Genomic DNA, 13,585 nt, shown 5'->3' on the forward strand with positions numbered 1-13,585 from the left:
CCATGGACAAAGCACGCCAACCACACACCGGACAGTCTTATATTTCAGCGTCCCATATCACGGTGACATTACCCGAGTATTTTTTGCCTGCGTGGTCGGTCATCTGTTTCACGCTATCCTGGCCAACCTCGAAATGCAGAGTCGCATCACCCTTGCCAACGTAAGTACCGAGAAGGAAAAAAATTGGATCGGTGCTGAGAGGAAGACGGTTGACCGGCATTCTGTGGCTATCCATTATTCCGGGCGCAAGCGTGATACGGGTTTCTACAGGGACCAGATGGCCTTCGCTATTCTGGATACCACATTGATTTCCGGCCGCATGCTGGCATTGAAGCTGCATTTTGAAGGGGGTAGATGACCATATCTGGAAGTTCTGATTGGCAAACAGTTTTTCCGGGCGGCGACCGCGGTTCAGCCATTGTTGCCAGCCGCCGGCGGGAACCAGTGTCAGGCGTTCTGATCCTGGAGGAAAACGAACGTCCAGGATGTGTTGAACCGAAAGAGAAAAGTTTAGGGTCAGTGCATTATCTGAAGGCGTCAGTAAATCACCAAAATCAAAATCTCCACCGGGTCCAATGGTGTAGTTTAATTGCCCGGTATAAGTTCCTTGGGGCATCTCCAAAGGGTTAGGGGTTTTCAGCTCATACATTATGCTAATGCCGTCAAAGTGAAAACTCGGTATGTCGTAATTCGCCGTTTTTCCGCAGATACCGTTGGTGGGGGTTCGCCAGAAAAAACTATACCAAGTGGCAGTAAGTACAGATTCTCCTGAATAGGTGCATGGTGATGGGGCATACATCCAGTCTTCTCCTGACCAGAGTGCTTGATGAGCGGCACGCGAGTTTGCTATCCCGGTTATAGATTGAACCGAAGGGGCTATGTAATAGGTAGCTCCCACACCCAGTATCCTAACCGTTACCGTTTTTAATTCTCCTCCAGAACTAACTACATCAAAACTCCGCCATTCGCTAGGGGCTCTTAACATTGCCCCTTGGCGCAGGTCGGCTTGGCCGGCCATGATAGGGCGAGCTTCGGTTATAAGACCTGGGATGAGTAAACTAAAAGAGCCGGAGCTACAATACGATGGTTTAGACACGCAATACCCAGAATTTGGAGTGGTATTCTTAAAAGTATTGTTGCTTGGATTGTGAGGGTCAGGTTTGAAATTGGCCGTAATATTGAGATCGACCGCAAACGAAAAGTTTGAAGCCAGTAGTATCAATGGCACAAATAAAAGTCTTAAGTGCAAGCCCTTTAAGAGCTCAGAGCGGGTCATGCGCTTTTTATGGGTGATCATGATTTTACACTCATCGCCTTGATGGCACTGCCTTCCACCAGTTTGAACTGATAAATGCGCCCAGGTTCTTTGACAAAATTGAAATTTGTCCCAGGTCGTACGTGAAGCTTTCTGGTGTCTTTGCAGTCACTTGTCTTTTTAGCCGAGCAATCTTTGAACTCATCCAATACCACAGTGCTATTCCCTGTGTTCTCCACTCGGTACTCGGTTGGACCATCCTGAATTTTCGTGTCGAAACGGGTGTTTTTCGGCCGGACAAAGAAGACCGCCCCATAACCGGCCATGATGTTGACGCCGGCAGACATCGTTTCTTTATAAGCTTCGCGCTCTGCTTCGGAGACGTTGAACTGGTCAGCTTTCTCTGGCACTACGGGGATGAACCGTACGCGGTAGTAACGTTCACGTTCGCGATCCCCCACGTAAAGCATGCGTGTCGCCTGCATGCCTTTGGCAGGGATGATCAGCCGGGCAGGGCTGGCCACCAGCCCCTTGCGCTGTGAGGCATCTGCGCCTTGCGAGTCAAGCGGCGTTTCCGTGGCGTTGCCTTTCCCATCGAACGTCATTTCAAGAATATTGACCCGGACAAAAGCCGTGGCGTCTCCGCCGTTGTAGATACGCTTCAAATAAGTACTTTTGTCACCGTCCATATAGTCGTAGATGGTGCCAATGTTAATGCTCGGGCCGGCATGGGCAGCGCTTGCGCACAGGCCCAGGATCAATGCGGATATCGATCTGTTCATGGGAGAGTCCTGGTCAAGGACATCGCTCATTTGAGGAACGTCGCATGACGGTTATGTGAGTGAAAAAATTGCCTGTTAACTTGAAAAGTTCACGACGCCGACGCCTCAGTCTTTGGCCAACAGTTTTGCCGCACTGCTTTCGGTGCAGCGCAGATCTCCAGCCATCAGCACATCGCCTTCGACCGGCAGGGTGTTCAGATCAAGTGCAAACCGGCAGACGACTTGCTCATCGCGAATCACTTCAAGCGTTGGCGTACTGGCGCTCAGCTCTATGGAGAAGAAACCGTCCACTTCGGTCACCCCACGACTGGCGTGGTTAACCACATGATGGCCTTTCATGGGTTGCCCTTGAGCATCGACCAATCGTCCGAAGATGGTCTGGGTCTTCATGATGCGCACCTTCTGATAGGCCACACCGCCCTTGTTCAAATGATAACGAGCACGTGCCGGTTGAATGGTTGCTGCTGGCGCATCGGTGCCTTGAAAATCGAACTGCACGTTGCCCGCCTTGTACGCCGCGACCGGTACCACATTGCGCCCAGGCTTGAGTATGGCGCTGGTGCCGCTCAGATCATCGGCGCGCAGGTGGATGGCATCGAGGTCGGATTCAATGTCGACGATCATGCTGGCTTCACTGCCGTGATGTTGGCCAGTCAGTGCGACTTGACTGCCGCCGACGATCAGGTTGCTGTTCAGGTTCATGCTGGCGTACAGATTCTGGTTATAGGACGAACGCTGTAGCTGAACATCGCCTGTTGCCACATCGGTTTCAAACAGTGCCGACCCGGTCAGTCCCATCCCGTAGGTGTCGCTCTGTACGGCGGCATTGACGCTGCGCAGTGGCCCGGACTCGATGTCTTGCTGGTAGCCCAGGCTGGCATTGCGATCCGCTTGACCGTCGCGCGAGGTACGAGAGCCGACACTGGCCGTCACGCGCTTGCCGGCGCTTCCCAGGGCCATGCTGAGGCTCAGATCAACACCACGGTTGCGTTCGTTGCCGCTGCTGGCAGAGGCTGGACGGTCAAACACGGACAAGCGCCAGTGGGTGTCATGTCCAAACAGCTTGGCGTTGCGCATCCAGCCGAGGTTCAGTCCGACGCCTTCGATTTGCCCTTCGCTATGAGAGAGGCGGGCATTGAGGCTGTTTTGCGAGTTCAAGCGATGGCTAACGCCCAGTGAGGAGTTGCTGACGTTGCCGTTGTACGGGTTGCGCTGCCTTACGCGTCTACCGTCCAGCAGCGTTTCCCAGGTATCGCGGTTATCCAGCCAACTGCGGTTGTGGCTCAAGATCACGCTACCCGAACCGTAGTTATGCAGGGCTTGCACATCCATGCCGACGCCACGGTCCTGAGCTTGATAGACACTGGCATACAGGCTTGACTGATTGCTCAGGCCCAAATCAACGGACGTGCCCAGCTGGTTTTGATCTTTTACCTGACGTGCCGAGAGGCCGACGATGGCGCGGGGATGCAGCAGATAGTTAACTGCAGCCCCCGCCGTAAGATCGCCATCGTCTTGATTATCCCGACTGCTCAGCAACTGGCTTTCACGGCCGAAAAACGCGTTATAGCGCCAGCGCTGATTCGGGTTGCTCCAGTTGTTGGGTTTGTACACCAGTTCGTCGGTGCGCGAAGTTTCAGTACCATCTTCGATCAGACGCACTTCAATGTCATAAACCCCCGAAGGCAAGGGGCGCGTATCCAGGGCTTGCAGCCCCGGCGGCACTTGTTGCGTATTGATCAAGCTGCCATTGCGGTAGATCTCGACAACCGCCTCGCGGTTGGCGGTGACATAAATTGGGTACACCGAGGGTTTCGCACCACCCTTGGCCAGGCTGTCGGAACTGCCGAGCATGACACCCAATGCCGTATCAGGCGTGTTGCCAAAAGAACGTGGTTGGCGGCTCAATCCAACGGAGTCCGGCGTGAAATAACCGACGCGCAGAAAGTTGTCCTGCCATTCTTTCTGGCTATGCAGTTCGTAGACCGCATGCTGAATAGAGTCTTCAGGGCCGTCATTTCTGGTCAATTGGCCACTGAACGTCTGGGTCCAGTTGCCCAAGCTGGCGATGGCTTGCAGGTCATAGCGGCCGGAAAGGTCTTGCTCCTGGCCGCCGGAGAGGTTCAGTTGATTACGCAACAAGAGACCGGTACTACCCCCTTCTGGTTGTGCGTAATGTTCGACCGAAGTGTGATCGCGCTCGGCGTTTTTGCTCAGCAACGAAAGTTCGGAGTTTTCCAGGCTGTAATAGACGGCCACCAAGCCTTCGCCGCATTGCGTTTCGCAGGGGCCAATGGCAACCCCTCTTTGCAGCAGCGCTTGCCAGTTGTCACGCTCGGCAGCAGCAATATCACTGTCGTGGGTATCGTTGAACTCCAGCAGGGTGACGCGTTCGTCGCGAGACAAGACGATCATGGCTTCGCCCAGTACACGACGATCAAGCGTCACGCGTACAGCCAAGGGGACGTCGAAGAAGTGTTCATTAAATTCTTTGGGCAACCCTTCTGCCTGAGCCAGCAGACTGAGGTGCGTTGAAGGGGCAGCAATCGAGTAGGCAGATGACACCATGCAGGCAACTAATGCAATTGTAGTAGGCAAGCAGGCAAGCCGAAACATAGCAAGAGACCGGGTTCTGGACAAAAGGATTTCCCGGCAGTCAATGCACTATTGCTGGAAAAACCGAAATATGGGTATTAAAGGGATTGATTTCTTACTTGCTGAGGATGAAGTCTCAGCAAGTAAGAAATTGCATTTTTTATGGGGTGACGACAGCGTCAAAAGAAACTTGAACGTTGCCAGTGTATTTTCCCGGCTTATAACCGGTAGCTGGTTTGATCGGCTCAATCACCAAGCTTGCAGAACCACCTGTGGCAGCGGCGGCGGTTGTTACAACTTCCTTGCTTGTAGTATTAAGCGCCACGGAGTTGAACTTGACTTCAAGGTTGATACTGTCGCTGTCGCTCGTGATCACAGGGGTCGAGAGCAGAGTTCCGCTGATGGCGCCGGCCGAATGTTTATAATCGAACGCTTTAGTCAGTGAATTGATATTGCCGGTGGCCATGTTGTAGGGCAGTACTTGAGTGTTTCCGATCCAGGTGGAGTCGGTCGGCATCACGTAGAAGTCAGCCTCAGGAACAGTGGTTTCCAGCAGAATTGTATGGCTTACAGGATCAGCGGCTACAGCCTGGGCGGAAACGGCTACCGCGGCAAAGGCGAAAGGTGCAAGTACGATTTTTTTCAAAAATCTCATTTTAATGGATCCACTAAGTTTGAGTTTTGGTTTGAGTCTCCAATATTCGTGCGTAGCGACCGAGCCTTTTGGGCATGCTGTGCAACGAATGGTCGCACTGTAGGTTTGGGTGCTAAATCGTTAAATAGGAATACTCCTAATTTTCGAGACGTGTGATTAAGGGAGGTAACTTTATCCCAGCTTTAATTGGCCATTGCTGTGATGGAACTTAGATTCCTGATGGCGAGCACGCGCATGAATTCGTCTATCTCTAGAGGTGCCGACAGGGCAAAGCCTTGTCCTATGCGACATCCCCGCTCCAGCAGCGCGTCAATCTGCGATGAAGATTCAATCCCTTCCGCGATGATATCCAGCTCCATGGTCTGGCCTATCGATATCGCCGCGGAAACTGCCGCACGACACCCTGAGTCATGCGCCATGCCTTGTACGAAGCGGCCATCAATCTTGAGTGAGGAAAAGGGCATTTGAGTCAACAAGTCGATAGAAGCAAAACCACAACCAAAATCATCCATCGCAATTGGGAAACCCCACATGCGCAGGCATCCCAACTCCATGGACAAGGCGAGCCAATCACCCACCGGCACGTCTTCCGTCAATTCGATCGTGAGCAGCGAATTAGGAACGGCAGCGTCTCGAAGCCGTCGTCCGAGCCATCGACCGATCCCGGCAGTGCATAAGGTTTCGGCCGATGCATTCACGGCAATCGGCACCGCAATATCTCGACGGTGCAGATCGCTCAAAAGCGCAATCACCCTGGCCAGCACCGTGTGAAAGAGCAGCAGCTCCAATCCGGCCTTGCGGGCTAGCGGCACGAAGGTCGACGGTGCAATGTCACCCTTGGATACATGACTCCAACGTGCTAACGCTTCGGCGCCTACGATCTCGCCTGTTTGCAGGTTGATTTGCGGTTGCAGCACTATTCTGAAACCGTTGTTGGTCGTGAGGGCACGCAGCAGGTCATACGCATTGGGCGCATGATTCTCGTCGTGCTGGCTGAGGCTCCCATTGGCTGCACTTGTCACCAGTGCACTGGCGATATTCAAATCGACATCAGCGTTGGACAAGGCGAAGAGCAGCACTACCACGCCAGCACGTCCGGCCAGGCGTACATGCCACTCTAGAAATCCGTGCTCTTGTGCGCCGTACCATATGACGACAGGCAGGTTCGACAATAGGCATTGCTGCTTGAGGTCAAGCAGCAATGACGGCAAGGCCAAGCCCTCGTCACACTCCGCCGAGATATTACTCAGCACGACGTCAAACCGTCGCGTCGCCAATGCACTGGCCGCTGCACTCAAGGTCGTTACGACCTGCGCCTCGTAGGTGAAAGATGGGCCGTAGCTAATGCCATCAACAGCCCCCACGATCAGCACCTGTGGCAAAGTGCTGTATTGCTCTGTCCGCATCGGATTCGATGACATCGTATCCACCCATACCAGTAGTGATGCCAGACACTGTACGTAGGGGGGCAGAGAGCAGACTATCGGAATGGGATTAAAAGGGACTCGATCACAATCTCATGGTGAAGTTCTGTCTGATCCCGTGGACGACGCATATTGCGCCAGCAACTGTTCCAGCCGGACCAGGTCAGCCAGTGCAGTGCTGTATGGCCCGGCCTTAAAGCGGACCTCCATTGATCTCGCCAGCGATGCCATATCCGACTGTTCCAATACCGCGAATGCGCCAATCAATCGATGTGCCCAATGAATGGCTTCTTCCATGTCAGCCATTTCGACAGCGGCCCGTAGCGCATGCGTATCGTCCCATAGGTCAGCGATAGCCGCTCGTTCATCCGTAACGAATGTAGCCTCGTCGTCGATGTGGGCTACGGGCAAATCCGTCCAGAGCTGAAGTGCATCCCTCAACTTGCCCAGCTTGATGGGCTTCTTCAACACACCATCCATGCCTGCCTCGAAGCAGGTAGCGGTGTGCTCGTCATCGGTCGAGGCGGAGATAGCCACGATCGGCGTGGGCACAAGGCTGAGCGACGATTCCATGGCTCGCCACTGGCGGGCCACCTCATAGCCAGAAATACCGGGCAGATCACAGTCCAACAGCACGATGTCATAGGCGTTCTGCTCAAGCGCAAGCAAGGCCTTGTCGCCATCCGGTGCGAGTGTCGAGTGGCAGCCCAGGGCTTCGAGCTGAGCCTGGAGGACCGCCTGATTGGCGGGCGTATCCTCTACCAGCAAGACCCGAAGAGCATGCTCTGTCGCTGCCACATCGAACAGTTGCCTGGACATTGCTTGTTCCTGCAGATGTGCGGGCGCAATGTAGGTATCACAGGGCAGCCGTACCGAGACGGCGGTACCCTTGCCAAGTTCGCTTTCCAGTTCTATCGAACCTCCCATCAACTCCACCAGTTGCCGGCAGATCGTCAAGCCAAGCCCGGTGCCGCCAAACTTGCGTGCAGTACTCGCGGAGGCCTGAGCGTAGGGATGGAAAAGTCGTTGAAGAGCTTCGGAGTCTATCCCGATACCCGTATCCACTATGCGGATCTGCAGTTGATGCTTGGTTAGCGGGAGGGTACTGACATCTAGCCGAACACTGACTGTCACGCCACCCTCAGGCGTGAACTTGATGGCGTTCGAGATGAGGTTATGTAGAACCTGCTCTACCCGAAACCTGTCCAGCATGAGATGGAACTCGATGGGATGCTCTTGTATCAGTTCCAGTCCAACCCCGTTTTGTGCCTTGAGTGCCAGCAGATCTACAACGGAATGCGCCAGTTCCATAATATCAACGGGGCCCAGATCGAGTTGTAGCCGCCCGGCTTCGAGCTTGGAGATATCCAGGACGTCATCCAGCAGATACAGCAAGTTCTCCGCACCGCTGGAAGCCACAGCCAGCAAACGATGAGACTCCTCTGGCAGCTCGGTGCGCTGCATCAGCAACTCCATGGACGCGAGAATGGCATTCATCGGCGAGCGAATCTCGTGGCTAAGCACGGCCAGAAACATCGTTTTCTCTTTCTCGCTGAGCATAGCCAGACGCCGCTGCTGCCTGGCCTGAATCGCAAATCCGGCAATCAACAAGAGGCCAATCAAGGCCAGTACCATGTGTATGCTGTAATAGCGGAATATTATTGCTAACGATGGCCTGCCATAGGTGGTCGACTCGAGCTGACGCTGTACCATTTCATCGATTTGATCAGCTGTTAAGGAGGCCAGCGCCTTGTCAATGATACCGCGCAAGATCGGCAAATCGCGTCGTACAGCCATGGAAAGTTCCATCGGAAAACGGGCCATCCCACCGGCGACATACAACTCTTCATCATATTTGCGTCGCAAATAGGGCAGCAGTGCAGGTGCAGCGTCTACTGCTGCATCGGCCCTCCCTTCAATGACCGCAATCAGCGAATCTTCGGGAGATGGTGTTCCAAGGATTTTGACCTTTGGGTAGAGCGCTCCGATGACGGTCTCGTATCTACTGTTCTCCTTGACAGCGACAACATGCCCGTCCAGTCGATGTAAATCGTACACCGCTCGACTATCCTTGCGCGTGACGATTATCGTAGTTGTCATGTAATAGGCATTCGTAAAAAGGGCGGCATCGACAATCGATTGCGGCGCAAACATCTGCCCTATCCCGGGAAGTACATCCACTTCACCCCGCTGAAATTTCTCTGCACTCTCTTTCCCAACTCCGCTATTGGGCACGGGCTCAAAGCGAAGGCCTGTGCTGCGCTCGATGGCGGAGATGTACTCGGACGCCAGCCCCATGACACGACCGTTCTCCACATACTGGAGCGGCTTCCAGTTAGGCTCGACAGCCATGCGCACCACTGGGTGTGCTGCAATCCAGGCGCGCTCCTCCTGGGTAAGGTCCAGTTGCTGGGACAGTGCTGGCGGTAACCAGGCAAGTAAAACCGCGGGCCAAAGCGCCACTCTCCAGTTCATGGCGCTATCAACACGTGCTTGAGCTCGAAGCGCTCGGTATCGGAGGTTGCACCCGCCTGGCGAAATGCCGTCACCCTCTGGGGGCTGATAGTTTTTGCGCTATGGCCGAAGTTTTTTGTGATTTCTCTCACCGTCACGCCTCCTGGAAAGCAGCAGATGACCTCGCGCTTCTTGATCGAAAACCTGGCGCCATCGATTACCTTATTGGCAGTCTCATTTTCGGTAGTAGCACACAGGGAGCCCTCACTCAAGTGACTCGATCAGGTAGCGTCCATGCACAACAAAGACTTGGAGCATTGGCCAATCGCTGTAGCCTTGTTTGCCGTGTGAGTCTTGCGTAGTCCATCGCACTACAGGTATCGGAGTACTCCTAAAAACCGCATATGCCTTGAGCCGCGAAACAGGCGCCAGGCGTCATTTCATGCAGATTTTTAGGAGCAGTCCTATAGAGTGCGATGATGGTGCGTTGCTTAAATGCATTGTCACAGCAATCATCAAGCGATCTTCAAATTGGAAAACTTGCCCTCCACCCCAGCGCCTACCTCCCGAGTCAGCCTGGTCGTATTAAGCAGCGATGAACAATACGTACTACGCATGACCGACCGACTCAGCGGCAGTGATTTTTTCCATATCGAACACGTCGAGTCGTTGAGTGGCCTGCGCCTGCGCAAGCAACCTGTCGACATCGTCATGGCCGAGATTCATGCGGATCAGGCCGACAGTCTGATGCTGCCGTGCTGGGTCGGCGAGCTCATCGCCTCCGGCCGGTTATGCAGAATTCCGCATATTGTCTGGACTGTACAAAACGGCGCGCCTGACAATGCGATTTCGCTGGTCGCCGGCGTCGAACATGACCAGATGGATACGATCAATGGTATTTCCAGTACAGCCTTGGCCTCGCATGCCAGCTTGACTAGAGCCTCGGGCATCCGGGTCGAGATCGTCGCCGAGAATCATCCGACTCAATTACTGCGAGTACTCGAAAAACTTGCCTGCACCGAACACCCAGTACCTCTCCTGTCGCAATCTGAGAAGTTAGAGCTCTTGCTCAGCGAAGATGAGGTCGTGTCGGTGATGACCACGGGGGACGATTTGCGTGTGGTGCTGCAGCCGCAGTATGACCTGGCAAGCCGTCGGGTGGTCGGTGCCGAAGCCCTGATACGCTGGCGACATCCGCACCACGGTGACATACCGCTGTCGATCCTGATCCCCATGGTCGACCAGCTTGGGCTGGACCTGTTGCTGTTCAGCTATATCGAGAAGACCGTGATCGAGATCCTCGGCACACTCGATCGCCTGGGGATAGACATTCCCATCGCCATTAACGCCTCGGCCCACACGCTGTGCGCTGCCGGGCTGGCTACCCGACTGGCGGCCAAGATGCACAAGGCCGGGTTGCCTGCCCGGCGCTTGAAGATCGAGCTGACCGAGCAAATAACCCCTGACAACGAGCTGGCGTTGTCGGCATCCATCATGGCGCTACGGGCAAAGGGCTTCCTGATTTCGCTCGGCGACTTCGGTGCCGGCGCTGCAACCCTGGCTCTGCTGGCGCGCATACCCTTCGATGAAATGAAGATCGACGAAAAGTCAGTCAGGGCAGCGGGGCAATCTCCACAATCAAGCGAGATCATTTCCGGCATCGTCAGTCTTGCCCGTTTTTTCAACCTGAGCCTGGTGACCGGGGGCATTGAGGATCCAGCCAGCATCGAGCTGCTCAATCGCATGGGCTGCAGTATCGGACAAGGATTCGCTCTGGCACACCCGCTGGAACAGGATGACTTCCTGAGCCTCGTGGCGCGATAACGAACGGCACAGCCGTCGCAGTCTGTACCTACACAATTTTTCGATCAGATGCCATTACCGGCTATTCTCATGACTCAATCCTTGGGCCGAATGGTCTGTACCGAGTGCCGCTTGACAACCATGAAGCTAATACGTGTTGCATTGCTCGACGACCATGCCGTCGTTCGCCAGGGTCTTGTCAGCCACCTCGGCGACGCCCCCGGTATAACAATCGTCGGGACCTATAAAAACAGCCGCGAACTGATGCGAGGCATGTCTGCGGCACCAGCCGATGTCCTTTTGCTGGATTTCGTTCTCGGCCGCGACGAGCTCGATGGCGTCTCGCTGATCCGCGTCTTGCGGGCGCGCTTCCCTGCCTGCCGGATACTCGTGCTGTCAAGCCATCACGATTCGGCCACCGTGTCGCTGGCGCTGCGGGTTGGCGCGCGCGGATTTGTCGGCAAGGATGAGGACCTGTCAGGCCTCGCCAAGGCGATCCGGGTGGTTGCCTCCGGGGCCATCTACCTGAGCGCAGAAGTCTCTTACAAGGTAGCCGACGCCATCCAGCAGAGTGACGAGCCCCCGCAACTGATTAGCGACAATGATCTACAGCTTGCGGCACTGTCGGCGCGCGAGCAGGAGGTGATCCGCTGTTACCTCGACGGCATGACCATCACCGAGATCGCCGAGAAGTTCAACCGCAGCATCAAGACCATCAGCACGCAGAAAGCCACCGCGTTCCGCAAGCTGGGGATAACCTCCAACAATGGCCTGTTCAAGATCATGAAGACGCTAGAGTAGTCTGCATAACTTTCGCCTATATCCGTGAGGTGCCGGATATCCGTAACTGTGGAGAATGGCACGAAATTTCGAGTCGCTTAGATATGGCTGAGTCCATCTCCTGAAAAGCAGAAAATTGGCCGCTACCACTTAAATGATGATGGCGTCTTCTATGCCAGTATCCGTGCCAATGCCAACGACCCTGTCTGAGCTGGCACAAACATAATGGGAATGCTCGCTAGGCCTGTAGATTCAGTGCGTTGTTCAAAGGAATGGATACGCGACTGATTAGTCGCGGCCGCCCGGTGCGCTCACTTCAACCCGTCGGACCTGATCACCAGCCATGATCACTGTTGTCCAGGCTTTTGCTTAAGAAGCTCCGCCGCCTTGTCCGAGTGCGTGTCACCGGACTCGACCATCTGCTTGACCAGCCAGGCTACCTCTTCACCTTTGGCCCCCATGGAAAGAGTGACATTGCGCAGGTGCAGGGTCATATGCCGCGCTGTATTCCTTCGGTGGACAGCGCGTGCAGTACTCCCAGGTTTTGCACCAGGCCGACGGCAACAGAAATTTCAGACCACTCCTAAAGATTTCTCTTATCCAACTGGCCAACATTAAATCTGGATCGCTTCATGTTGCTTGCGGGCTATCTGCAATTGGCGGTGTGCTGCGTTGAATCTTTAATGTGTATCTGGATTTTTGGAGTGTTGCTGGAAATGGCACTAGCTAGTTTGATTGACATTAAATCTGGAAAGGTTGTTGAACAGATAAACGCCAATCTGGTTTCAGTAAACGCACCCAGCATCGTGAAGATTTCATTAAGCCCGCAGGACATGAAGTCTTATTACAAGTCAGGGAACAATCTGGTTATCGAACTGGCGTCGGGGGAACAGATTGTCCTGGAGGGTTTCTTTGTTGTTGCGCCTGACGGCGCACGCAATGAACTGGTGCTGGAAGACCAGGGACACTATTGGCATGCCAGTTACGGAGAAAATGAGGCTTCCCTGTCTTTAGAAGAAATTTCCAGCATAGATAAGCTGCTGATTTCAGAAGGTGGGGGCAATGCCTACATGTGGCTGCTGGGCGCCCTCGGACTCGGGGGGGTAGTAGCCTTGGCGGACAGTGGGGGAGGCGGTGGAGGCGGCAGTGATGATAGCCAGCCTAGCGCCAGTAGCGAAGGGCAAGCCGAAGTTCAGTCGCCCACGACTGCCAGTAACCAACCCGCTGCCGCGACCCAGACTGTCGCAGGGGAGGAGTCCGATCCTCCTGCTGTCCTCACCCGACCGCTTATGGAACCGCAGGTGGGGGCTATCGATCCGACCACGGGCGAATTGCCGGTTACCGGTACGCCGGGCGCGACTGCGCAACTGCAAGACAAGGACGGTAAGCCGATCGGCACTCCAGTGGTCCTCGACGCTGAGGGCCAAGGCACGGTTACCGTGCCGCGGGAGGTCAGTGGCGAACCGGTCAAGGTGGTGGTCACGGGTACCGACGGTGAGTCCTCGTCGGTAACGCCGGTGAATGTTCCGGTGTTGACCGCACAACCTCCATCCGTGGTCGGTGCAGTCGATCCGACCACGGGTGAGCTGCCAGTCACCGGCAAGCCGGGCGACAGTGTGCAACTGCAAGACAAAGACGGTAATCCGATTGGCAATCCGGTAGTCCTCGACGGCCAGGGCAAAGGCACGCTCGTCGTACCGCCGAGTGAAAGTGGCGAGCAGCTCGATGTGCTGGTCGACGGTGAGCTGCAATCGACAGTGGAGGTGCCGGTCTTGACCACACAACCTCCAGTCGTTGTTCCATCTCCAGTCGTAGTCGACAAAGTTAATCCGAACAC

Annotated in this window: 10 protein-coding genes; 3 read left to right on the plus strand and 7 right to left on the minus strand. The window is 54.9% G+C overall.

Annotated features, from left to right (window positions below):
* Nucleotides 1–37: 37 nt before the first annotated feature.
* From ACTJKT_RS20595 to ACTJKT_RS20620, 6 genes are all read right to left on the minus strand, one after another.
* Nucleotides 38–1,297 (minus strand): hypothetical protein, encoded by a 1,260-nt coding sequence (locus tag ACTJKT_RS20595; protein ID WP_440788359.1) that lies wholly within the window; start codon nt 1,295–1,297, stop codon nt 38–40.
* Complete coding sequence (locus tag ACTJKT_RS20600) at nt 1,294–2,037, minus strand: molecular chaperone (RefSeq protein ID WP_440788360.1); 744 nt, start codon at nt 2,035–2,037, stop codon at nt 1,294–1,296. Before ACTJKT_RS20600 ends, ACTJKT_RS20595 begins: the two co-directional genes overlap by 4 nt.
* A gap of 105 nt (nt 2,038–2,142) precedes the next feature.
* Nucleotides 2,143–4,653 carry a CS1-pili formation C-terminal domain-containing protein gene (locus ACTJKT_RS20605; RefSeq protein ID WP_440788361.1) on the minus strand — a complete coding sequence of 837 codons (2,511 nt, stop codon included), beginning with the start codon at nt 4,651–4,653 and terminating at the stop codon, nt 2,143–2,145.
* 139 nt (nt 4,654–4,792) lie between these two features.
* Complete coding sequence (locus tag ACTJKT_RS20610) at nt 4,793–5,287, minus strand: CS1 type fimbrial major subunit (RefSeq protein WP_440788362.1); 495 nt, start codon at nt 5,285–5,287, stop codon at nt 4,793–4,795.
* Nucleotides 5,288–5,469: 182 nt separating this feature from the next.
* Nucleotides 5,470–6,708 carry an EAL domain-containing protein gene (locus ACTJKT_RS20615; protein WP_440788363.1) on the minus strand — a complete coding sequence of 413 codons (1,239 nt, stop codon included), beginning with the start codon at nt 6,706–6,708 and terminating at the stop codon, nt 5,470–5,472.
* A 96-nt stretch (nt 6,709–6,804) separates the two neighbouring features.
* Nucleotides 6,805–9,186 carry an ATP-binding protein gene (locus ACTJKT_RS20620; protein WP_440788364.1) on the minus strand — a complete coding sequence of 794 codons (2,382 nt, stop codon included), beginning with the start codon at nt 9,184–9,186 and terminating at the stop codon, nt 6,805–6,807.
* A 594-nt stretch (nt 9,187–9,780) separates the two neighbouring features.
* Between ACTJKT_RS20620 and ACTJKT_RS20625 the strand changes: the two genes are divergently transcribed.
* Nucleotides 9,781–10,989: an EAL domain-containing protein gene (locus tag ACTJKT_RS20625; RefSeq protein ID WP_440788365.1), complete on the plus strand. Its 1,209-nt coding sequence runs from the start codon at nt 9,781–9,783 to the stop codon at nt 10,987–10,989.
* 120 nt (nt 10,990–11,109) lie between these two features.
* Entirely contained in the window at nt 11,110–11,769 is a 660-nt protein-coding gene (locus ACTJKT_RS20630) for a response regulator transcription factor (protein WP_097305397.1), read from the plus strand.
* 326 nt (nt 11,770–12,095) lie between these two features.
* On the opposite strand, the gene ACTJKT_RS20635 is transcribed toward ACTJKT_RS20630, so the two are convergent.
* Nucleotides 12,096–12,242 carry a hypothetical protein gene (locus tag ACTJKT_RS20635; RefSeq protein WP_440788366.1) on the minus strand — a complete coding sequence of 49 codons (147 nt, stop codon included), beginning with the start codon at nt 12,240–12,242 and terminating at the stop codon, nt 12,096–12,098.
* Nucleotides 12,243–12,380: 138 nt separating this feature from the next.
* Here ACTJKT_RS20635 and ACTJKT_RS20640 point away from each other — a divergent pair.
* Nucleotides 12,381–13,585: BapA/Bap/LapF family prefix-like domain-containing protein (locus tag ACTJKT_RS20640; RefSeq protein WP_440788367.1), on the plus strand; the 1,205-nt coding region annotated here is incomplete at its 3' end.

It is taken from the genome of Pseudomonas sp. 22526, assembly GCF_052044735.1.
GTDB lineage: Bacteria > Pseudomonadota > Gammaproteobacteria > Pseudomonadales > Pseudomonadaceae > Aquipseudomonas > Aquipseudomonas piscium.